Below are 23,627 nucleotides of genomic sequence, written 5' to 3'. Positions count from 1 at the left end.
AAACAAACAGATAAAAAATCTTACTACATCTTTCTTATTGTCATTCTAAATCATCATTACTATCATTCCAAATCATCCCAATGCTTTGAAGACATCCTGTATGGCAGCAGCCGTTTCAAGCTCCTGCGTAGTCTTGCAGCCCAACTGTCGTGAAAAATTGCTTCATATTCTTCAAACACTTTTCTGCAATCCTGTATCCGATTATTCTGCATTTTCATTGCTGCCTGTATCTGTTCTATACTGGCTATCTTTTCTCTTAGCTGCAAGAGTTCCTTATCTTGAGCGCCAATAATTTCGGCATACATATCACAGACTCTCGTTTTCTGAATGTATAGTTCTTCCAATGTGTCGATATATTCGGATGTAATCCCTCGTTTCATCCGAGACAGAAATTCCTGAAAACTTTCTTCATCAACAGTCGGGGTAGGTTCTCCATATGACACAGGGAATCTTTTCATTTCCGCCCAAAGCAGGATAACTTCTTTGTTGAATCCATACTTGGCCGTCGCTTCTTCTACGCTAATCCATTTTGGCATAATACATTTGTTTTAGTGTGTTCCACAATAACTTAAAAAGTGAATATTGTTTTGTTTATGTGGGACAACGAGCAGTCACGCTTTCTGTATTTCGGTCGGGTGGGGATTGTTTAGGTTAGATTTTTCTGGGGTAATCATAACCGACCGGATACAAAAATGACGTGAATGCTGTTGTACCATTATCCAGAATCAAGGCTAGCGACACCCTCCCACAAGACAATGATGACAACAGACATCCACGCCAATTATTTATATATAACACATCCTCTACGGATATGTTGATATAAACCGTTCGCGTGGAATATCTGCCGCATCATCTCTCTGTGGTTTAAATCGCTAAATTTTGATTCAGAGAGACAATACTTTATATATTCCGTTATGAAATAAAAACGCTTTCCACCTATTTCATCACGCCGATGAGTGAAAAACGTATTGCAAAGATATACGTTTTTTTTGAAATGCTGTGGAAATATGGGAATAAATGCAGGAAGTTTCGTATATCCGGCTACTCTCTTCATATATAAAAAACAAGAATTCTCTTTCAACCTATCACCGTACTCCCGAAACGCCCTATTCATCGTACTTTCAAAGAGGTGATAGGTTGGTGGTAACCTATCACCGCATCTATCACCTATCACCGCCCGACATAGATAAAGCCTGCATACAAACAGAAGCCCACGTGTAAACAGAAGTTTCAACAGGGGGTAATTCCAGTTTCAAGGCGGGGAACTTTAGTTTCCCCCGCGGGAAACTTTAGTTCCAAAGGCTTGAAACAAAGTGTTCCAAGGCTTGAAACAAAGTGTTCCATTACTTGAAACAAAGTGTTCCAAGGCGTGGAACAAAGTGTTTCGCTACTTGAAACAAACAGACACATATAATGAAACCAACAGATTCTCACCGTATGCCAACAAAACAAGCAATAATAAAGACAAAAGAGCTTGGCAAAACGGATAATAAAGCCTACCTTTATCGGCCTTTAATAAAAAGACAAAACAATAAATACATTCAACATGAAACTTACTTTGATGCGGGACAACGGCGGGACATTAACCATGCGGACGCTAGATATAAACCTACAAATAGAAGCGATGAAGCATGAAACGAAAGCTCGCCCGATAAGCAACCTACGGACAAACATACGTTACGCATCACCGGATACCAAACTGGAAGAAGCTCAAAAACTGTCCAAAGTCATCCCGGCAGCCAACTTCCGCAAAACAGCCAATGGCGCACAAATGACCGACTACAACGGTATTGTGCAAATAGAAGTCAACCATCTGGCCAACCGGACGGAAGTAAACCTAGTGAAACAGGAAGCAGCAGAACTTACGCAAACTTTTGCCGCCTTCATGGGTTCCGGCGGACATTCCGTAAAAATATGGCTACGCTTCACGCGCCCGGACAATTCACTACCCAAGACCCAAGAAGAAGCAGAAATATTCCAAGCCCACGCTTACAGAAAAGCAGTCAGCCTATACCAACCGGCACTCTCCTACCCCATCGAACTTAAAAACCCGACATTGGAGCAATTCTGCCGCCAAACCTACGACCCGGAACTTTATTACAACCCCGACTCTACCGTCATTTACATGCGTCAACCATTAGAAATGCCGTCGGACACCACTTACAAAGAGTCCGTACAAGCGGAAACATCCCCATTCAAGCGGCTGATTCCGGGTTATGATAGTTTCGACACCTTGTCCGCCCTCTTCGAAGCCGCCTTGAACAAGGCTTATCATTCATTAAGTGAATCTCAACCCAACATACATCTCCATTCGGATGAAGACCTCAAGCCACTGCTAGTCCGCCTTGCGGAAAATTGTTTCCAGGCAGGCATACCGGAAGAAGAAACCGCCCGTTGGGCTATCGCCCATTTCTACGTCAAGAAGAAAGAGTTCCTTATCCGCCAAACCGTACAAAACATATACACAATCGCCAAAGGTTTCGGGCAGAAATCCCCCTTGTCAACAGAACAAGAACTGGAACTTCGCACGGAAGAATTTATGCAACGCCGATACGAGTTTCGCTACAACACAATGACCACCGTAACGGAATATCGCGAACGGAACACTTTTTGTTTCTGTTTCCGCCCCATCACCAACCGGGTACAAAACAGTATCGCCATGAACGCCCGCCTGGAAGGGCTCAGCCTTTGGGACAGGGACGTCGCCCGCTACTTGAACTCCGACCGCATCCCGGTATTCAACCCTATCGAGGATTTTCTCTTCGGCGTAGATATCCGTTGGGACGGTCGCGACCGGATTCGTGAACTGGCTACCCGCGTTCCTTGCAACAATGCCCATTGGCCCAACCTGTTTTATCGTTGGTTTCTAAACATGGTAGCCCACTGGCGTCACACAGACCGCAAGTATTCAAACTGCACGGTTCCGTTACTTGTCGGCCCACAAGCCTACCGAAAATCCACTTTTTGCCGGAATCTGTTGCCGACCGAATTGCAGCCCTACTACACCGACCACATTGATTTCAGCAATAAAAGAGACGCCGAACTGTCCCTGAACCGTTTTGCGCTTATCAACATGGACGAGTTCGACCAAAATAGAGTGAACCAACAGGCTTTCCTGAAACACATTCTTCAAAAACCGATAGTCAACGTCCGTCGTCCCCACGGTACGGCCACACAAGAGATGCGCCGCTACGCTTCATTTATCGGCACAAGCAATCACAAGGATTTACTGACGGACACTTCCGGTAGCCGACGCTACATCGTCATCAACGTTACCGCTCCAATAGACTGTTCTCCAATCGACTACGAACAGCTTTATGCACAAGCAATGCACGACATCTACAGAGGAGAACGCTACTGGTTTGACACTGAAGATGAAAAACTTATGAACGAAGGTAATCAGGAATTTCAAGTTATCCCCATTGCGGAGCAGTTATTTCACCAATATTTCCGGGCTGCCAAAGAGGATGAGGAAGAATACGAGCAACTTCTCGCCATCGAGATACTGGAACAGGTACAACATGACAGCAGGATTCATGTGTCCAACTGCAATATTATTCAGTTCGGAAGAATATTGCAAAGAAACCAAGTGCCTTCTATACATGCCAAACGCGGAAATGTTTATAAAGTGGTTCGAATAAAGCCGAAAAGAGAATAAATATACAGCTATTAGAGTGGTGATAGGTGAATGATGAAGTGATAGGTTGTGAATAACCTATCACCGCTCTGTAAGCACGATGAATAAGTAGTTTCAGCGAGGTGGTGATAGGTTGAAAGAGGAATTGATGAAATCAATAGAGAGTGATATTAGAATATAGATATACTTTCACACTATATATTATAATCCTTCAGTAATTAAGCCCCAATAATCAAGTCCCCATAATTGGAGCTAAAAATCTGGTTAATTCTTCTCGTACTTCTTCATTAGGGCAAGCAAGAGTGTAAAGTTGAAACTCTGAATCATATTCATTAATGGTAAAATAACCATTTTGATAAAGTACTGGTAAAATGTCTGCTATCGGGGCAATTGGTGCATCAAGCTGTCCGGAAGTAACCGTAGTACCCTCTAATTTAGAGATGTCCACTTTATGCTGTTGTAACATATCAACTAGAAAAGCAGGCGCTCTGTTCATGAAGTTTCCATAATTCTTTTGGTCAAACGCGCAGAATAAACTAAATGGGTTATAAATATCCTCACTATGTTCACTAAAACGATATCCACCATATTGTTGTTTCAGATGGATACAAGCCTCATCATACGTTTCATTATTAACTTGGGCCATTAATATAATATCTGTTTTCAATTGGCTACGTAATTCTTTTTCCGTAATACCACAAATAGTACTATACCCATCTTGCATACTAAGATTCTGCAAACTATTCAGGCCACCAAAAATACTGTTCATTTGATTAAACGGGCTGATACCTGTCAGAAAAAGAAAACGAAGATATTCTCCTTGCGCTTTCAAGGGACTGAAGAATTTCCGCATTTCTTCACGAAGTTCATTTTGCAGTTCCGGCAAATGATTGCTATCTAATAAAGGAGCATCGTATTCGTCAATAAGCACTACTACCGGTTTGCCCGTCTGTTCATAAGCACGACGAATCACTCCCCGGAAACGTTCTGCCGGCGTACCTTCCACTTCTTCCTTCCCATAGAGTTTTTCCCAATCGTATAAGTTCAGATTCAACTGTCCCAAAAGGTCAGAAAGTGCCGTGTACTTTGTCATACTGAAATCAAGGTGCAACACCGGATAGACATTCCACTCTTTCTCCAAACGTTCCATCGCCAATCCTTGAAACAAATCCTTCTTCCCCCGAAAATAAGCATCAAGAGTAGACACAAGCAGACTTTTTCCAAAACGACGTGGACGGCTCAGGAAATAAACCGAATTGGTATTAGCCAAACGATAAATCAACTCCGTCTTATCTACATAGACGTTGTTACTATTACGTAAGTCTTCAAAGTTATGTATCCCTATCGGGTATATTCTGAAAGTATTATCCATAATGCCTATTCTTATCAAATTGAAATGTAAATAAATATAAGGCTTAAATAGTAGGCTTCAAATAGTATTCCACAAAATATGTCTGACCGACAAAGCACGTTTACATAAGAACCGAGTCCAAATAACTTTCAACCATTTAAACTTTAAGCACAAATCTGAAAACAAAGCCTATTCCAATCCAGGCCAAGCTTTAGTTGAGTAAGTGGCTTCAAGTGCATTCTCTAAGTTATCATTAAGACTGGGAAAAAAATTAATTCCTGTTTTTTCTTCCAACTCATCTATTGATAATACATAGTCGGCTAGTTTTATTGTTTTTGACGGTTTACTATCTGTATGTTCCATCCAGAAGGCAATTGCCTTGAAGGAATCTCCCTTTTTAAACAGCAAAGCCATATAATAATATTTAGGAACAGGCTTACTATGGTCGCCGCCGATATATTCTTTTATCTGATCTTCCTTGTCAATTGTTCCACCTTTTACTACATACAAGGTATCTGCAGCTGTACAACTACGTCCCCATGACTGTACCTGTCCTTCCAATGCCAACCAAACTCCCGTATTGAATGCATTCCGTTGCGGACTCATGTTAGTATAATAGAATGTCTGTTCGTTTACTTCACGCGAATAAAGCCGGTCGGCAGAAGCACAGAGATGTCCGCGGTCATAGCCTTTTCTTCCGAAATCTGCTTGCACACGTTGATACTCTGAACCTACAGAAGGGTCTGCGTCAAACGGTTCATCACTACGAGATACATTCTGTTGTTTTGTCTGATTGTCAAACCGAAAGGCAATCCAACGGGAGTGTTTCTTACTCTTATCATACTCCATGCTGAAAGAGTTTACTTTCTGCCCGTTAAAAGTAGTAGAATGAGTTATAAACACATCGTTTGCGCCATTACGAAGAGTAGGGAGTTCTACAATGCCGGTGGCGAAATTATCGCTATTATTTTTTTCATCATCACTACATGAAAAAAAGAAAACACATAAAAAAAGGAAAACACTATAAATAGATAGACTTTTCATGTTATCGCCAATATTAAAAAAGGATTATATAATATACAAATAGAAAAAGCTGCTCTTTACAGGGCAACTTTTTCTATTTGTATATATCTAAAATTTATTCCACTGTATGAGAACCTAGTCCAGATATACCAACACTCGCATCATCATCTGCTGATGTTAGTTTTATTTCGCTCCATTCAGCCAAAGCATAAGTAGTATTAGGATTGGTCACTGTAGCTACTCTTCGCAATACAACATTCTCTCCAAATTTTTCTTGTACCCCTGGAGTTCCCATCAAGTCAATCAAAGTTTCTCCTTTAAATAAACCAATAGCATCATCACCATTAAAAGTCATAGCAGAACATTTTACAGCTTCTCCTGTGTAATTTACGGCTTGATTATTAGCAAATACGACAACATGTCCCGGTTCAATAGTTCCAGTAAAAGCTTTATTATGAATAGATGTCCATACTATTTCTTCACCTTCTTTTTTACCATTTGTATTCATTTTCAACGAATAGCCAGACAAATCAACAGATTCGCTTGTAGGATTATATATTTCTACATATTTATTATTTCCTTTAAATGACTCTACATATTCAGAGATGAATAATTCACTACCAACTGGCTCCGGATCAGTTCCACCCCCCTCACTAATAGCATATAATCTAATATTAGCAAGGCGCAATCCTAAAGTATTCTCAGTCTCCAAAGCAGAGAACTCCAATGTAGAATTTGCAGTACCAGCTATATTTAGTTCCACTTGCATCTCATAGAATATATTGGCATCATCTTTTTCGACTTGTGCAGTTACAACTTTACTACCAGCTATTACTTCCGTACCATTGAATTTTATTTTCAGCACATTCAAATCAATTGAACTTCCAGCATTATACGTATTTGCAGCTTCCTCATAATACAAAACAAACTTATTATAACCTTCCGCATTTATTTTAGAAATTGTAAATGTGTTATCCCCCGCGCTCGGAAACCAAATATGACTTATTTTTACTGTAGATTCCGTCTTATTCGCTTCTGTTTTATGAAGAGAAGTGCGAAGATTTACTTTTGGATTATTTACGCTAAAAGTTAAATTCGAATTATCCCAACCTTGATAACCTTCAACATTCGTATTAGCAGTAACCGTTCCAAACGTTTCAACAAAGATCTTAGTACCTTCAACTGGAGGAGTTGGTTCTCCACCACCTTCACCTTCGCCGGTAACTTTCACGTTTCTCACTTCCCATGTGCCGACATCAGAAGTAGTACTCATATATTTGAAAGCAAATTGCATATTTTTACCTACATAACTAGAAAGACTAATACTACCAGAGGAAACAAATTTCCAATCGGAATTAGTTGCGTATGTCGGAATAGTAACTTGAATCCAGTCAGAAGCTGTACTCTCCTTCGCCCATACAGTTAATTCTTTAGAAGGATCTCCACAGAATTTATGAGCATGTTCAAATGTTAATGAAGCACTTGTCGCTTTTGTCAAATCCACGGCAGGAGATATCAACCAACTTTCCGATGCTTCTTTTTCTGTTGCAGAAATAAAAGCACTAGCTTTCATATATGTACTAGCAGTACCACCCGTTTCCGGTGTATAAGATTCCCATTTCCAGATCTCATCAACTTTAGTCGGACGTGTCTTATCTTCGATAGTAAAAGAGCCTTTATTAGAAGCAAACGCCTCTTCAAAGAATGTAACATTACCAACCGGCGGTTCTGGGTCTTCTCCCCCTTGTTCTTCACCAATCTCCTTATTATTAAACACTGCTGCTGTTGTATTAATCAATGCAGCCTTTCCGAAGCCAGCGCTCAACTCACCTTGAATCAACAAAACCCCTCCTTTATTCTCCGGGTGGTCTTTCAAATTCAAAGCTGTTGACAAATCGCTACCATTTTTTACTTTAACCGGTAAACATTTGCTTTCATTTGTTTCATCCGGGCTCTCAGCAATCAAGATATTAGAAGTTATAGTAAAAGGAGCCGTAAAGCTTGCTTTATTACCAGCAAATTCGCCTTTATCATCATATACATTCTCTATAGCACCTACAATATATCCTTGCACCCAAGCTACAGAACCATCTTGTTTCTGTTGTGCAGCTTCTATATTATATGGATTCTCTTTAGTACCATCTCCTGTTAATCCCGGCACATCACCTTCTCCTAATATATCGTAAGGGGCCGGTACATCACTACACGAACTAAATGTGAACACTGTAAGCAGCGTCAAGAATAAAGCATTTAGAATCTTTTTCATAATTGTATATGTTAATTGAATTAATTATTTCGTTTAATATCATCTAAAGTACGAACAATAACTTCCCACTGATTATTGTAACGCAGCAGAATTCCTGTTATGTTAACACTACCCTGCGGCATTATTTCTGTTGAAAAGTTTGCATAAGCACTTGTATAAAGGAATAGATTATTTCCACTTTCCGTACCGTCAGCATAAGTAAAATAACGTTTTACAGAGCCTTCATCACCCGGCGCATAAGTAGCTGTTCCGTCTGCCTCGGATAGTTTTACATTTTTAAAAGTCACCAATACCGGAGCTTCTTTCAGATCTATAGCAGCAAGTTCGGCAGGAGTAGTAACTTCAATAGGTTTCAATTCCTCATAATACATTTTCGGTTCATTGATCAGACGGACATGCTGTTTCCATACATATTCAGGCATACGTCCTACTGAATTATTATAAACAGTACCAATTTGCGCTTGTTTACGATAACTGCCAATCTGCAAATCCTTACAGTCGATTACCACTCTCTGACCTACCGGACAAAATGCATACAAGCCAGTGGCATTAACACCAATAACGATAGCGCCCGTTTCATCAGCTACCACCAACTTTTTGTATAGATTACCACTCTCATCATCGCAGGTTATCACACCCTCAATGCGAGTCTCACCTTCAATAGTCGTATAAGTATCTTTACTTGTGTCAATAAAGTCATTATATTTCTCTTTCAACGCAGCTATTGAAATGGTACGCCCTTCCGGAATAGAATTATTGCCATAAGCATTTCCTGTTACCGGATCATCATACTTCTCACAAGAAGTAAGAACTGCACCACACAACAGCAACCCGGTACATAATATAGATAGTAATTTCTTCATAATCGTTTCTTCCTTTCTTTTTGTTTTGGATTGATAACTACACATTCTTAAAATCTATAACCAATGTTCAAGAAAGCGTTGAACGGAAATGCGTAGAAATACTTAGAATTCTTAGAGAACTTGTAAGTACGTGCGTCACCGTCTTTGTAATTATCACCACGGTTTTGTTCAAAGCCACCTGTACGCAAGTCTGTATTGTTCAGGATATTAGTCAAGCTCAGGTTAAGGCTAAGACTCTTTCCATTGCGCAAACGAATAAACTTTCCGATAGAAGCATCAAGCATAAATCCACCGTCCAGTTTCTCCTGCCCCGGCACATTAAGAACCGGATTTCCATTAGCGTCTACACCAGCACCATTTTTATCCAATACACTTCCAAGACGACGATAGCTTGAGAAATCAATATACACACGGTCATAATAGTTTCCCGTCAGGTTGAAGAACCAACCATTTATGTTATAATCCAGTGCAAGGCTATAAGCAGACAACGGAGTGCCATTGGCATGCATACCGTCAGCATATACACGATCAAGTTTTGATTCATTCTCACTTTCGTATGTCAACACGGCATTAGGATTGTTTGTATATTTAGCATCACTCCAAGTTCCAATAGCTGTCAATGAAAGTTCGCTTGTCAGTTTAAAGGTAGCTGCTGCTTCTACACCCCAATGTTCTTTTTCAATGCCGTTCATAGAAAGATATGTGAAGCGTGCCTCACTGTCATTATAGAAAGCATCCATTTCCACTTGATTCTGAAAGCGTGTGTAGTAACCTGTCAAACGTCCCATTACCCACGGAGTATTGAAATTGTAAGTTAAATCACCACCAATAATACGCTCTGTTTTCAAATCTCTCACAAAATCATTTTTAATACGCGGAGCGATGAAAGAGTTATAAGCAAGTGGTGCACGTTCTTCATAACCCGCATTCAGAGTAAATGAATGATTACCATTGACAGCCCAGTTGAATCCGGCCTTCACACCTCCCTCAAGGAATTTAGCCGTACCGCTGCTACCTAATGATTTCAACGGAGCACGACCGTTTCTCATTTGTCCGTCACGGAACATCTGTGTAGACCCTATCTTACCGGAAACAAAATAGTTGAGTGACCCTGCATTATTACCTTGATAGCGTATCCAGGCACTCTGCTTGTTTACATAAATATTGTAATCATAGCCGAACTTATCACCTTCTCCGATACGACGGTTCGGGTTATCAAGGTCATTCTGAACCATAGAAGAGCTTGAACCATGATCGCGCACGGCAAACTTATCAACATCAGTATAAAGTTGGGCTCCCAGCAAATCTTTCATCTTTTTATAGTGCATACCTTTTGTTGTATTCACCGCGATTCCTGCAACATAACTATTACGTTCATTCCATTGATGATTGAATACAGAGCTAAGGTTGAATGCCAACTGGTCGTCATGACGTTCTTCCACATAATAGAGAGCTTCTTTACCCAATGAATTAGCTTGCTTATTAGCAAAATAAAGAGCATCCCAATCCAACTGACGATAGGCTTTATTATTCTTCCAGTTATCAGTTACTTCATTAAACTGTTGCAACTCATCAGGAGTAGGAACAGATTCCCATACATCAAAGATAGAACTAGGTAGTTTCTTATAATAGTCCGGGCGTGGATCTGCCGCATTACCATTCCATCCCAATGCACTCTTACCATAATTTGAATACTTGAATCCCGCACTTGTCACCAATTTCTTATTATCGTCAATATTGAAATTCCATGAAGCAATAGCCGATGGTTCAAACTGACGTACAATGCGTGCATTTCGTTTTTCACCATTTTGATATCCCCAGTTTGGATTATAGTAGTGGCTATTGGCCAAATAATAAGCCTCTTCAGTCGCCGCCATTTGTTGGCCTCTCTCCGTTGGTGTTCCCCATGTAGCCAAAGAAAGACTGTGGCGTTCATTAAATACCTTCTCTGCACCAAGGAAATAGGAGAAAGAATTATACTTAATACCTTCAATATTACCTTCATTACCCCAGCGATATCCCAATGACCCGGTAAATGCCCAGCCATTATTCATCAGTCCGGTAGAATAAGTGTACATTCCACGCAGAATATAGTTACGGTTACTACCTGACACTGTGAGTTTTGAACCAGCAGCATATTGACTGGCACGTAAATTAATATTAGTGGCACCTCCTATCGCACCAAAAGTAAAGTTATTGACTTCAAAAGGACCGATACCTTCTTTATTACGAGTCGCGTCATTCAATCCTCCGATTAGTCCATAGCTGAAACGCCCCGTTTCTACATCATTAAATTGAACCCCATTGATGTACATATCGCTATACTGAGAATCATATCCTCTTACGCGAAATCTCATCGGGCTAAACAGATAACCTACATTTGACAGATAAACATCATTGTTGGAAGTGATCAATGCAGATGTACTCTGAGCCGCATCATCATCTTCGTTCAATTGTGATTCTGTAAACATGAAAGAAGCATTGTCTTCACGGGCATTTTGCTTCGCCTTTTGCTGAGCAAAAAGTGCTGGTGTTAAGCAAAATAGCACGATCGCTAACCCTAGTCTTTGTTTCATAATTTAATTTATATTAATGTTAATTGGTCTTTCATTTTGCAACACAAACGAAATAAGCTGTTACGCAAAATAACAAAGAATTTTATAAATAACAATGTTTTTTTCAAAAAAAGTCACGGTTATAGGTGGTTTTTCCGTTTTCTTTTTAGATATTTGTCATACGAATGTCAAATTACCCACTTTTAAAATCAATTTTAAAGATGAAAAAAAACTTAATTACTCTTGGCATGCTTGCTTTCTTTGTCCTGATAGCTTACGGACAGGAAAAGAAATATGCTCTCTACAGTGTAGCCTTCTACAACATGGAGAATTTGTTTGATACAATCCATGATGAAGGTAAGAACGACTACGAGTATTTGCCTAATGGAACGAATCAATGGAATTCGATGAAATATAAGGCAAAACTAAAAAACATGTCGGAAATCTTAAGTAAACTTTCAATTGACAAGTTGCCAATGGGACCTGCTATTATTGGTGTATCTGAAATCGAAAACTACAGAGTTTTGGAAGACATTTTAAAACAACCTGCTTTAGCTGACAGAGATTATAAGTACATCCATTATGAAGGAGAAGACAGACGTGGTGTGGACTGTGCATTCTTTTACAATCCGAAATTATTTGAGCTCACAACCAGTAAGCTCGTACCATATGTATACATAAATGACACAATACATAAAACCCGTGGTTTTCTCATTGCCAGTGGACATATTGCTGGAGAAAAGATGCATTTTATTGTCAATCATTGGCCTTCACGTGCTGCCGCTTCTGCGACTCGCGAACGTGCCGGAGAACAAGTTAGAGCTATCAAAGACTCTTTATTGAGGGAAGATTCAACTGCTAAAGTCGTCATTATGGGAGACATGAATGACGACCCAATGGACAAGAGTATGGCTGTAGCCCTTGGAGCAAAGAGAAAACCGTCGGATGTGGGTTTGACTGATTTGTACAATCCATGGTGGGACACTCTAAAAAAAGGATATGGTACTTTAATGTACAAAGGAAAATGGAATTTATTTGACCAAATTGTATTTACAGGGAATTTACTTGGCAACGACCGTAGTACATTGAAATACTATAAACATGAGATTTTCCGTAGAGATTTCATGTTCCAGAAAGAAGGGAAATATAAGGGATATCCAAAACGAACGCAAGCAGGTGGTGTATGGCTGAACGGATATAGCGATCACTTACCTACCATTATTTATCTAATTAAAGAAGTAAAATGACAAAGGGATTATTTAAACTATTCATTCTGTTCATAACCTGCAGTACGGTTATATCGTGCAGCGAACAGAATATTCCAGACCTACCTAACAATCCAGGTAATACCAACCAAGGTATTGCTTCCATTGATCAGACACAAATTAATGCAGACGGTGGTGGGTTTATCATTCGGGTAAAAGCAAGCGGAGTGTGGGAAGCAACAAGCAATCAAACATGGTGTACATTAAGCAGGACATCCGGTAGCGGAAATGGTTCTATAAGCGGTTACATGAAAGCAAATACCGGTGCAGAACGTGATGCAATCATTACAATATCATCAGGTAAAGAGGAAGCGACATTCACTGTTAGGCAATTGGCGAGCAATGGTTCAAATCCGGATCCGGATCCAGACCCTGATCCTGACCCAAATCCATCTGGATATGCAGGAAGAATTGAGATTCCTGTATTAAAAGGAGGAAGTCTGAATATATTCCATACCTGGACTACTAAAGTCAATGGTAAAGAAACTGTCACATACAGTTATGAGTATGATTGCACAAAAAAACATGTAAGATGGGTAGCATTCACTTTTGACAATGTGACTTCTCAAAAGAATGTTGACCGCAAAGATAATTATCAACCAGATACTAATATTCCGGCACAATATAGAACAGATAGAAGTGATTATTATGAACCATATAACAGAGGACATATGGTTGCTTCAAGCGACAGGTTATATAGTCGTGATGCAAATAGCCAGACGTTTTATTATTCTAATATCAGTCCACAATTAATAAGCGGATTCAACCAAGGCGGCAGTACTTGGGATGCTATAGAAAACAAAGTACAGGAGTGGGGAAAAGTCTCAAATCCGCAAGATACAACTTATATCGTAAAAGGAACTTCTATAGATTATGCCATCCTTGAAACAGGTAAGAATGGCGTGCAAATACCCAAATATTACTTCTCTACAATCTTGTCATACAAAAATGGACAATATAAGGCAATAGGGTTCTATATAGAGCACACATATGACAAATCAAAAAATATCAAACAATGTGCTAAATCCATTGATGAATTAGAAAGTATAACTGGCATTGATTTCTATCATAATCTACCTAACAACATCGAATCAGAAGTAGAAGCTAGCTACAAAGAGAGCGATTGGTCTTGGTAGAATTTCGTATTACCTATGATACCTTTTAAAAGAATATCCCTATCTGTTTTATTTGTATAAACAGATAGGGATTTTTTCACTAATAAAAATGGGAATAAAGACCTCTAGTATTTTAGAACCGATAAGAAGTCCCCACCGAAAGTGCTGCATGTACAGGAGACGAATCTTGCCCTGCCAAAATATCTTTAGTAAACAATCGCAAGCGAGGTTCTGCAAAAACTCCAAATCCTTTGACCAGTTTATAATAAAGATGCAAACCACCTTCTACACCAAAAGCTGTTTTATTAGGTTCCGAACCAAATGACAGGACAGGACCTGCTAAAATCTCTACACCAAAATTACGTTCAGGATTGTAACCTCCCATGAAGTGGGTTATATCAAAAAGGTAATCAGCCGATACACTAATCAGTTTACGTGCGTCTGTACCATTCCTACCCGGCAAGGCACTATAATCCAAGCCTACACGTGCACCGGAACAAGGAAAAAACTGCCGTCCTCCCGACAATCCGATCAGCACTCCAAGCCCCGAACCGGAATCGTATTTCACACGGTGAACAGGCATATTGGCTCCTACGTTCCATGAAGCAAAATAGTAAGGCTCAAATTCTCTTCTAAGAGCTGCCAATTCCTTCAAATCCTTACCTCCCGCCCGACGGAATTCCAATCCTATCTGGAAACTCATTACATTATCTACTGCCGTTGTACGCGGTCCGACATAATTATCCTCTTCATTTACATCTCTATAAGAATAAGGAATACGGGAGAAACGAGGTTCTACAAACAATGCCACATGGTCAGAGAAGTAGTACTTACACTGCAATCCGGCTGTCAGACCGGCATATGCTGCACCTGCTGCGCTAACTTTAGCCTTTTCGCTCTGTCGCCGAACTTTTCCCAACTCTAAACCAAGCATCGGGATAACTCCCCAACGCCTATCTTTGTCATATTGCCAGAAAGAAAGGATATCGAACATACTTTCCACTCGTATTCCTCCCTGCATAGTTCGTTTATCAGTGAGAGTTCCATACTCACTTAAAACCTTTTCCCGGCTACTTATTCCCGCAAAACCGGAGAAACGTAATCCCCAGTAAGGCAATAACCACTTACCTACAGAAATATTCATTGTAGGACCTGCCGAAGCCAAAGCATCCATAGTACGACTCGAACCACCCAAAAGTTGGAAGCCAAGCCCACTGCTGATAAAGGTATTCCCCCATAAAGTTCCATCACCAAAGCCACTTTCCACTAAATTCTTACGATAAGAAGGATTGAAGCGGTATGAAGTTCCCAAAGCAAAAGATAGCTGCAAAGGTGTTCCCTTTCCACCATGTGAATCCATGTAACGTTGTGTATAAAGCCGCAATTTGGATTCTGCAAACACATCAAATTGCTCCCCTAATCTCCAATACGGACGTACACCGCCTTCACCACCTAAATAAGTCTTTCCGGGTTCAAAACGATGAGTAATGACAGGACCGGCAAATACTTCCGTACCAAACTTACGTTCCGGATCATAGCCAATCGCCCAATTGGATATATCAAACAAGTAATCCAAAGAAAGAGATGTGAAGGTATAACGGTCTGTCTTTTCATCTGCCAAACGAGTAGCCGCATTATTAAAGTCAAGCCCTAAGCGTACTCCGGAAAGAGGACTCATCTGGCGACCAACCGCAGTTCCAATAATGAACCCCGGTCGACGCGAAGTTGGTCTGTTCAGTTGTTGCGGCATCGTCATACCGACAGCATAAGAAGTATAATAGTAAGGTTTAAAATCTCCTCTAAGTTTTGCAAGCTGTTGCCATTGGGGACGAGTAGGACGGCGTAATTCAACTCCCACACTGACATTCATCAGTTTATCCATGAAAGAATATTCATTCACTTTTCCGGAAACTGTCTTTTCGGTGAATGTATAAGGAACGAATGACATGCGTGGCTCTACAAAAAAGGCAAGGTTATCTGTCGGATAATATTTGAATTGGAGTCCGCCTGTCCATCCTGTATACGATTTAGAAACCACATCCTGTTCATCCTGTTTCTTCATCATTCCCAGCTCAACACCAAACATCGGAACAATCCCCCATCGCATAGAGCGTGCATCTTTCTTAAACAGCGCAAAAGGATTCACCATCAATTCAGCCCGTCCGCCTGCGTACAAGGTCATTTTATCCATTCCCGTTTTTTGATTTGCTTTCCAAACGTCATATGAGCCAAATGCAGATAGACGAAACCCAAATAAATCCAGGAACCATTTACCTGCTGCTACACTGAATATGGGACCGGTAGATCCTAACAGCCCTTGTTCTCTAGCCAAAGAAGAATTCTGTGCTTGAAGCCCCATACCAGCACTGATAAAGGTATTATCCAAAAAGTTTTCTTCTCCTGTCTCCATGCTTCCACGTTGGGCAAAGGTTCCCAAACGATAATTCATACCAATACGGGCATTGAATCCAATATCATATCCATGCCAATTGTTAATGCCGGAAATATCAATATCATCCGTATAAAAAGAGATTCCCGGTTCTAAGAATACATCAAGGCGTGTCCCGGTAGCCAGTTTCATGTGTAGTCCCAGATGAAAGTCACCCGCAGTTTTCTTTTCTCCTGCCAAAGAAGCAAGGTGGAATCCGAAGCCTTCGACAGTAGAGATCTCAAACATACGATAAGGATTATATCCGGCAAATGCAGCACTAAGATTAAACATATGGTCTACCCCAAATGAATAGGCATTCCATTTCTCATTATCGCTTTGCCGATTGGCACTTTGCCACGTTCCATATAGACGTACTCCGTTTTTGGGAGAAAAGAATTTTGATGCTGACAGTCCGATTTCCGGTCCTCCGGAAAGATTCATTCCTCCCTGAGGTATGATACGGTTGTAACCGCCCCAGAAACTAAAGAAGAAGTTATCAAGAAACTTTTTCTTATAAAACTCTTTATTCAGAGGTTGATAACGTCTCTGCATCGAATACTTCATTGCATTGAACTTCACTCGATACGCCGTATCAGCTGCTATTCTTTTCCTAATAGCAGAATCAGACTCCTTCGCTTGTTCTAACGCTTTCGCTATAGAGTCCCGTGGTACTACGACAGAATCTTGTTGTTGAGCTACCACACTGGATAATAGGATACAACCGAGTATTGTTAGTATATATCTTTTCATCTCAACTAATTATTAATACTATCTTCAATAGAAGAAGCTATCTCATACATCTTCTTTGCGTTCTTAAAGCATTCCTCTGAAATATCCCCATCCCACTCCGCTATTTTCATATAATTCTCCTCTTCTGGATTATTTCTATTCGGATCCTTTTTAAAGCATTCACACAGAGCCTCTTCTGCATCCATCGACCAAAGAGCCATTGGATTGGAATCGTTCTTTGCCTTACGACAGTAAACAACTGCCTTTAGATAAAGAGTTTTTGGATCATCAGGTGGTAACTCCGCCAATGCACTTTCAGCTAACACATCGCAGTCTTTGTCTTTCATTGCCAAATACATTACCACTTTATTCAGTGGTGAACTATTGCTAACTAATTCGAATGTTTGCGACCTTTTTCTCGCTTCTTCTTCACTCAAACCAGGTTTTACTTTATAATATCCCCCTAAACAGTATGTAAACGCCTTAATATTCTTGTTTTTTTCTGTGTCAGGCAATTTGTTCGCAAGAATACTCGCTTGAGAAAAACTTCCTTTTTTCAAATACATCGCCAATTGATTCGCCACCACTTCTTCTACATTCAAAAGGATTCCCGTAGGATTTCCATCATAGTCCCGCGCCACAACATTGCACGAATCTGAGCGTAAGTCAATAAGTGGTTCCAATATTGTCGTATCCACCGTATCACGTTTCAAATAAGAAACCGCCAAGTTATTTGCCGCTAAAATCCAAGGTTTTCCGTTCGTCAGTTCTTTAGAATAGTCATAAGCATGTCGATAGAGTTGTTCCAACTCCTTAGAATCTTTGACCATATTAAACAAATGCCAATATTCGTACAAAGCAAACTTTTTCTTTCCCGAACGATAATCTTGATCATTTTGGTAACGACTCATTATTTCTTCCTTTGTCAATGCCCGGTAAATTTCAGCCGTATACTCGCATTTCATCGAGCGTAATTTAGGAAGGTGTTCTTTTATGATTGTATTATAATAAGGAAGAGTTGCCACCTGACGGAACTGTTGATCTTGGCTATTGGGATATTTCTCCACTATCGCGCGAATAGCCTCAGCTTCAGCCTGTAAAGTATCTTTTTCTAATAAATCAGCTACTTCCAGCCATGTACCTACGCGCGAATCGTTAGGTGTATAAGTATATAAACGCTGCATCGTATGTTGCGGAATCACGGAATAAATCAGTGACCGCGCAAATGCTAGACGCCGTTGTGATAATGCCATGTTAGAAGCATAAGAACCTTCTGGAGAAGAGATACTATATAAATGGAGTTCTTTCAGTGTAGAACTCTCCCCGTTCACTACCTCCAATAGTTTCTCTTTCAATTTATTCAATTGTACTTCATTGTTCGGATCTTCCGGATCTAATTCTGCCTTCCCCAAAAGAAAAGTCAACGAAATATCTTCAACACCTGTACGGCGTTCGACTTTAGGCTTTTCTTCATATTTATTAGGGTCTAATTCATATTGCTCCAGTGAATATTCTAGAAAACGTAACGGTCGTCTTCTTGCTTTTGGAGAAAGCTCTAGATATTTAGACCAATAAGAATGAGTATAATCTACAAGTTGTGACTGAGATACTAGCTGAAAGTTCTCATTCGCATTCGGCAGTTTGATCGTATCACTCCAAGTATATGTCCCTTCATCTCTCAAAGGAGTATTAATATCAATATATGCCCCCAATGAATCATGGCTCATATCATATCTCATCCGGCGGTTCTGCGTTAAATTATATTCTTTGCCATCGAACACTCGTGGTCGGCGATACATCACAAATTCCTTCCCTTTACTATTGTTTATAACATAAGGTTGAACAATCATCCTTGCATTTGACTTTCCGCTGTTTTCATCTAATGAAACTCCTAATCCGGATAGACAGAGCATATCGCCATACTGCTCATCTTCCGGTTCCATAGCCTTCGGTTCCTTTCTCTTAATAACAATATCGACCTGTCTAAGCACATGTCCCATGTCAACATAAGTCGTGATTTCTCTTCGTTTCTTGATTTCTTCCAAAACAGGAGGTGCAGTGCTCACCTTAATAACAAGTGAGCCCGTTTCTGGAAGAGTAATTTGATAAGATCCCGTTGCATCTGGAACTTCATACATAGCTGAAAGGGTCAAATTTATATTGTTTTTGCTTAATGCCTCGACCATGTCCCTTCCTTCCTGTACTGTATTAAAATAATAGACTTTTACATCTCCAATAGAAGCCACATCAAAAGGGATGGGTTTCTTTTTCTTTTCACTTTGTTCTTTATCCAATACACGTCCCATTACCAGTTTGGGAGCTTGCGCATTCAACTGAACACTAGTGACTAAATAACATATCAAAAGAAAAGCTATTCTCACAGCTCCGCTTATTCTTATCAAATTCACTTTCATATCTACAATATCACTTTCTGGCTATCTAATAATATAAGAAATAGAAACGGCTAATTTGGCTGGAAACAGTTTATAACCATGGGCATTAGTCTTTCCCGGATTATTGATTGCATAATCTTCAAAATTATCATTCTCAAAGTATTGTTGGTGCTTGAAATAAACCGCTCCGAAACCAGCAGAAAATTCAAGATTCAAGCGTTTTCCCAATACCATTGAATATCCCATAGTTATGCCGACACCTACGGCATCCCCATCGTAAATATGCTTCCCCCAATGAATATCGTAACTCGCCCCTAAGGCGGATATACCAATATATTCACGTACCATAGGGCGTCCATTAAACCAATACCGATATTCCGGCTGCACTCCGATGATTTTAACATCCGTCCCCCAAGGTTTATATCCTCCGTAGAAACTTAAATCAACACTGGAACGCTCCCCTACTACCAGCTCACATCCTAAGTTGGGCACTCCTGCCAATAGTGACAAGCCGTTTGTTTTTACTGCCACTTGCTGGGCACACAAACTTTGTGCTCCTGCAAGAAGCAGAAAAACAAGGGAGAATAGATATTTTACGATTCGTGTCATGCTGTTATTGTAGCTTTACATTTTCGTCTACAGTATTACCTCCCTCCCAGGAATCTACATTAGCCGGTCCGGTGAATGTAGCATCTTTAGGCAAAAAGTTAATACGCATCAATGTGGTCTTACCTTTTTTTATTGAGATATCATACCCATAATACTTATAATCATAGATAGTGTACTCACGCAAATTGTTACCGCCATCTCTTACCTGACAAGTAATTCTCTGTATTAAAGTTTGTTCAGGCGGGAACATAAACTTTGCAACAGATTCTCCGGGAGTATTATAAGTAATTCCGGCATTGTTCGTTGAGTGAAGACAAACCAAATCTTTTGGAGAAAAAGAGAGGTTGCCATCCGTCAAAGCCATCCAACCGGATTCTCCCGTATTACAATACACAGTTACCGACTGAATCCGATATCCGGCATCACATACTTGCTTGCTTGTAGAATAAAAACAGAAATCCAAACGTCCAAACGCATGCTGGAAATTCAATACTACCGGATTTGTACCCACTTCTGAATACCAAGTCGGTGCCTGGCCGGTAAACATATAATCTTTCGTTTCAGACATATCGCCCGGATTCAATTTCCAAGGTATAGCCCATTGCGCCACTCTGTTCACTTCACGCCATTCCGCTTCTTCCGTATAAGGATAGTAACCATACATCATCAAGCCCGCATTGCTCGTATTTGGGAAAGTTGCCAATTTCTCCGTCTGCAACGTTTCATAACCTGGCACATACGTGTAGCAAGCATTGAATAAGTTTGTTTGGAAATCACTTTCATTTTTCTTATTGAACAGGTCACAATCTTCATTACGTCCACCCTGTATAGCAGGAATACCAAAAATTCCCAACTGTGCATTCGGTTCAAAAGCGGTTATCGGCGCACGAGTGCCCGGTCCTGTCACTTCCACAACAACAGAAGCGAAAATGTTGGAGCTGAATGATATTGCAGCTCCGCCATTTACGTCAGTATTACCTCCTGATTGAGGCGTATTATCATCATCTTTACCGCATGATGCGAGTAAAAATGATAAAGCTACGCCTACTATCATCCATTTATTCATAAGAATTAATTTACTTCCTGATCGATAGTCTGGTCTGCATCTTTCCAGTCTTCAAGCGTAGCTTCAAGATCAACTACACGCAAACCATATATTGTCAATTTTACTTTATAAGCTTTACCTGCTTCAAATGGAGATATCTGCCCTTGTTCATTTTTATAAGTTATAGTAACTTCATTAGTCTGCGTTCTTTCCTGGTTATTTACCGTCGCAGCCAAAGTAACGTTAAGCACATAAGTACCAGATGTTGCGGGCAATAACATTACAGTTCCTGCATCTTTTTCAACATTTCTGTCCAAAGCTACACTTGCAGTATACTTATTGTCACCGAAATATGCCGGGATTTCAGAGTTTCCTCCAGTAGCAGTCAAAATACCTTTATTAGCACCGGCAATAGCTAAAGAAGCAGTCGCCTGAGACGTAACTGTGATATTCTTAATGCTCACAGGCCAAACTTTGCCATTCTCCGCAAGTCCTTCATCACCACCGATACCAAAAAGCTGCAATTGAGTCAGCAAATGTTTAAACTTCAACTCGGGAGTAGTACCTCCTTTGCGGAAATAACGGGCATTATATCCTGAATAATTTTTGCCATCAGAAGTAACATCCGGTGCTATTGCTTCGCCCCAAAGAATATCGTTATTTCCTGCAATACTATAAGTAACGGTAGCACTTGTAGACGTCAAAGAAGGATTGGTAGGAATCGGACTACATGCATAAAATGAGAAATTCACATCACTATTCAAAGGATAAAAATAGACATCATTATCACCACCCAATTTAACTTTTCCATCGGATGCTACTTTTCCGTCTACATAATTAGCCGGTGAAAACAAATTACCGGAAGCTGTATTCCAGCCAGAACCGGCATTGTCTAATCCCCATACACGAATCGGAGTGTCTTGCCATTTACTAACAACAGCTCTAGTCTGAGTAATAGAGATATTAGAACCGGCATTCAATGAAACCGCTCCATCAAAAGGTATATTTACCTCTTCTTGTTGATCAACTACATCATTATTTGAGCAACCTGCCAATATCGCAGCCGCTCCTAATATAAATAGATATTTTTTATTCATATTCTGAGATTTAATTTATTATTATTCTGTAAATGTATCGTCAGGATTAATATTGATATCACCACCATTAATCCATTCGCCAAGCTCTGCTGTAAGCTTAATATCCTTTATACCATAAACTGCAATTGTAACATTGTAAGAAGTGGATGCTGCAAAAGTACTAATACCTGCACCAACACCTTCTTTAGTTACCTCACTGGCTTTCAATGTCAACTTATATGTTGCTGTTTGTTGATCTTCAGGTACTGTATTACCCGATTCATCAACCTCTTGTTTAACAACAACCTCAATATCATAAGTTTCAACTCCCGGTTCAACCAACAAAGCTTCACCTACAGGGGTTGGAGTTGCTGCGTCAGCTGCCGAAGCATAGTATGTTTTATCTGTCAATGGCTGCATTATGCCACCTTTTCTTTCTTGAAGAGACAGTAGACTTTTAGTATTTCCATCCCATTGGATACCTTTATTAGCATCCGCAGCATATACAAATACTAATTTTCCTGTAGTTTTTGACATAACTTTGACAGACTGCACATATACATTCTCAGGTTTAGAACTACCCATACCCTTAATATTGAATACAAGACGAGTCAACAAGTGTTCAAACTTCATTGAAGGCTGAACATCTCTACGAGCTGTATAAGAACTGTATGCTTTATTTATGTCTTCAGCATCAAGTTTAGCTTTATCGGCATCAGAAAGTACAGCTTTTGCAATCATCAAGTCTTGAGATCCATTAATAACAAAAGACTTATATAACACATTTGTGCCATTCATAGCCTCAGTCTTGGCATCACCAGTAACTGCATCATCCCCATAATAACCAAAGAAATCATAAGCACCACTACGAGGGAAATAGCGAGATTCATTATTTTTCCATACAACACCTGAAATCTTATCACCAGTTCCAACCGTACCTTCTTCGCCACGTAAAGCATAAGTATTCAGGTCAGCAATTCTATCACTCATTGTCATACCTGTCTTTGAGTCTTTTTGGCAAGCATAGATGTACAATTTTTGACCACTCCATGTATTAGAGATAGTAGCACCATCACCCCCGATAGTACCAGCACTTCTAGTAGAAGTATTCACTGTTACGGACGGAGCGGCAGCCGATAGCAAAATGGCATCTGCACTAGGTGTCAAATCTACAGGTTCAGTTCCTGATGCACCTTCATTTTCACTTTGCGAACAAGAGGCCAACACTGCGGTTGCCATCATTGCATAAAGAAAAATTCGTTTCATAAA

Annotated in this window: 14 protein-coding genes and 1 pseudogene; 3 read left to right on the top strand and 12 right to left on the bottom strand. The window is 40.1% G+C overall.

Annotated elements, in window-relative coordinates:
• Positions 1-62 precede the first annotated feature (62 nt).
• Positions 63-536, bottom strand: coding sequence for a hypothetical protein (locus tag HC965_RS16060; RefSeq protein ID WP_191032405.1), 474 nt, complete (start codon positions 534-536; stop codon positions 63-65).
• Between the two features lie 1,010 nt (positions 537-1,546).
• Here HC965_RS16060 and HC965_RS16055 point away from each other — a divergent pair.
• On the top strand, positions 1,547-3,658 hold the full coding sequence (locus HC965_RS16055; protein ID WP_191032404.1) for a BT4734/BF3469 family protein: 2,112 nt from the start codon (positions 1,547-1,549) through the stop codon (positions 3,656-3,658).
• Positions 3,659-3,884: 226 nt separating this feature from the next.
• Here the strand turns inward: HC965_RS16055 and HC965_RS16050 are convergent.
• The 5 genes and pseudogenes from HC965_RS16050 to HC965_RS16030 form a co-directional block, all read right to left on the bottom strand.
• Positions 3,885-5,009, bottom strand: a pseudogene (locus HC965_RS16050) (AAA family ATPase); the annotation flags it as partial.
• Between the two features lie 168 nt (positions 5,010-5,177).
• Positions 5,178-6,032 (bottom strand): DNA/RNA non-specific endonuclease, encoded by an 855-nt coding sequence (locus tag HC965_RS16045; RefSeq protein WP_191032403.1) that lies wholly within the window; start codon positions 6,030-6,032, stop codon positions 5,178-5,180.
• A 94-nt stretch (positions 6,033-6,126) separates the two neighbouring features.
• Entirely contained in the window at positions 6,127-8,277 is a 2,151-nt protein-coding gene (locus HC965_RS16040; RefSeq protein ID WP_191032402.1) for a DUF6359 domain-containing protein, read from the bottom strand.
• Between the two features lie 20 nt (positions 8,278-8,297).
• Positions 8,298-9,140, bottom strand: a complete 843-nt coding sequence (locus tag HC965_RS16035; protein ID WP_191032401.1) for a DUF5689 domain-containing protein — start codon at positions 9,138-9,140, stop codon at positions 8,298-8,300.
• A gap of 47 nt (positions 9,141-9,187) precedes the next feature.
• Positions 9,188-11,716: a TonB-dependent receptor gene (locus tag HC965_RS16030; protein WP_191032400.1), complete on the bottom strand. Its 2,529-nt coding sequence runs from the start codon at positions 11,714-11,716 to the stop codon at positions 9,188-9,190.
• A 200-nt stretch (positions 11,717-11,916) separates the two neighbouring features.
• Between HC965_RS16030 and HC965_RS16025 the strand changes: the two genes are divergently transcribed.
• Complete coding sequence (locus tag HC965_RS16025; RefSeq protein WP_191032399.1) at positions 11,917-12,942, top strand: endonuclease/exonuclease/phosphatase family protein; 1,026 nt, start codon at positions 11,917-11,919, stop codon at positions 12,940-12,942.
• Positions 12,939-14,096: a DNA/RNA non-specific endonuclease gene (locus tag HC965_RS16020; RefSeq protein ID WP_191032398.1), complete on the top strand. Its 1,158-nt coding sequence runs from the start codon at positions 12,939-12,941 to the stop codon at positions 14,094-14,096. Before HC965_RS16025 ends, HC965_RS16020 begins: the two co-directional genes overlap by 4 nt.
• Positions 14,097-14,208: 112 nt before the next feature.
• Here the strand turns inward: HC965_RS16020 and HC965_RS16015 are convergent, their stop codons facing one another.
• Genes HC965_RS16015 through HC965_RS15990 form a run of 6 tightly spaced genes read right to left on the bottom strand, consistent with a single transcriptional unit; the run spans position 14,209 to position 23,624 of the window.
• A complete protein-coding gene (locus tag HC965_RS16015) occupies positions 14,209-17,256 on the bottom strand; it encodes a hypothetical protein (protein ID WP_191032397.1) in 3,048 nt (1,015 codons plus the stop codon).
• A 5-nt stretch (positions 17,257-17,261) separates the two neighbouring features.
• On the bottom strand, positions 17,262-19,649 hold the full coding sequence (locus HC965_RS16010; protein WP_191032396.1) for a hypothetical protein: 2,388 nt from the start codon (positions 19,647-19,649) through the stop codon (positions 17,262-17,264).
• A 21-nt stretch (positions 19,650-19,670) separates the two neighbouring features.
• Positions 19,671-20,237, bottom strand: coding sequence for a DUF3575 domain-containing protein (locus tag HC965_RS16005; protein WP_191032395.1), 567 nt, complete (start codon positions 20,235-20,237; stop codon positions 19,671-19,673).
• 4 nt (positions 20,238-20,241) lie between these two features.
• Entirely contained in the window at positions 20,242-21,303 is a 1,062-nt protein-coding gene (locus HC965_RS16000; protein ID WP_191032394.1) for a fimbrillin family protein, read from the bottom strand.
• A gap of 5 nt (positions 21,304-21,308) precedes the next feature.
• Entirely contained in the window at positions 21,309-22,379 is a 1,071-nt protein-coding gene (locus HC965_RS15995) for a lipoprotein (protein WP_191032393.1), read from the bottom strand.
• Positions 22,380-22,400: 21 nt separating this feature from the next.
• Complete coding sequence (locus HC965_RS15990; protein ID WP_191032392.1) at positions 22,401-23,624, bottom strand: fimbrillin family protein; 1,224 nt, start codon at positions 23,622-23,624, stop codon at positions 22,401-22,403.
• Positions 23,625-23,627: the final 3 nt, after the last annotated feature.

This window comes from Bacteroides sp. GM023, assembly GCF_014750685.1.
In the GTDB taxonomy this organism is placed as follows: Bacteria; Bacteroidota; Bacteroidia; order Bacteroidales; family Bacteroidaceae; genus Bacteroides.
Note: the sequence above shows the minus strand (reverse complement) of the source record. Positions and strands in the feature narration are given on the sequence as shown.

Coding starts and splice junctions, on each gene's coding strand:
- HC965_RS16060 (WP_191032405.1), bottom strand. CDS start 536: ATGCCAAAATGGATTAGCGTAGAAGAAGCGACGGCCAAGTATGGATTC.
- HC965_RS16055 (WP_191032404.1), top strand. CDS start 1,547: ATGAAACTTACTTTGATGCGGGACAACGGCGGGACATTAACCATGCGG.
- HC965_RS16045 (WP_191032403.1), bottom strand. CDS start 6,032: ATGAAAAGTCTATCTATTTATAGTGTTTTCCTTTTTTTATGTGTTTTC.
- HC965_RS16040 (WP_191032402.1), bottom strand. CDS start 8,277: ATGAAAAAGATTCTAAATGCTTTATTCTTGACGCTGCTTACAGTGTTC.
- HC965_RS16035 (WP_191032401.1), bottom strand. CDS start 9,140: ATGAAGAAATTACTATCTATATTATGTACCGGGTTGCTGTTGTGTGGT.
- HC965_RS16030 (WP_191032400.1), bottom strand. CDS start 11,716: ATGAAACAAAGACTAGGGTTAGCGATCGTGCTATTTTGCTTAACACCA.
- HC965_RS16025 (WP_191032399.1), top strand. CDS start 11,917: ATGAAAAAAAACTTAATTACTCTTGGCATGCTTGCTTTCTTTGTCCTG.
- HC965_RS16020 (WP_191032398.1), top strand. CDS start 12,939: ATGACAAAGGGATTATTTAAACTATTCATTCTGTTCATAACCTGCAGT.
- HC965_RS16015 (WP_191032397.1), bottom strand. CDS start 17,256: ATGAAAAGATATATACTAACAATACTCGGTTGTATCCTATTATCCAGT.
- HC965_RS16010 (WP_191032396.1), bottom strand. CDS start 19,649: ATGAAAGTGAATTTGATAAGAATAAGCGGAGCTGTGAGAATAGCTTTT.
- HC965_RS16005 (WP_191032395.1), bottom strand. CDS start 20,237: ATGACACGAATCGTAAAATATCTATTCTCCCTTGTTTTTCTGCTTCTT.
- HC965_RS16000 (WP_191032394.1), bottom strand. CDS start 21,303: ATGAATAAATGGATGATAGTAGGCGTAGCTTTATCATTTTTACTCGCA.
- HC965_RS15995 (WP_191032393.1), bottom strand. CDS start 22,379: ATGAATAAAAAATATCTATTTATATTAGGAGCGGCTGCGATATTGGCA.
- HC965_RS15990 (WP_191032392.1), bottom strand. CDS start 23,624: ATGAAACGAATTTTTCTTTATGCAATGATGGCAACCGCAGTGTTGGCC.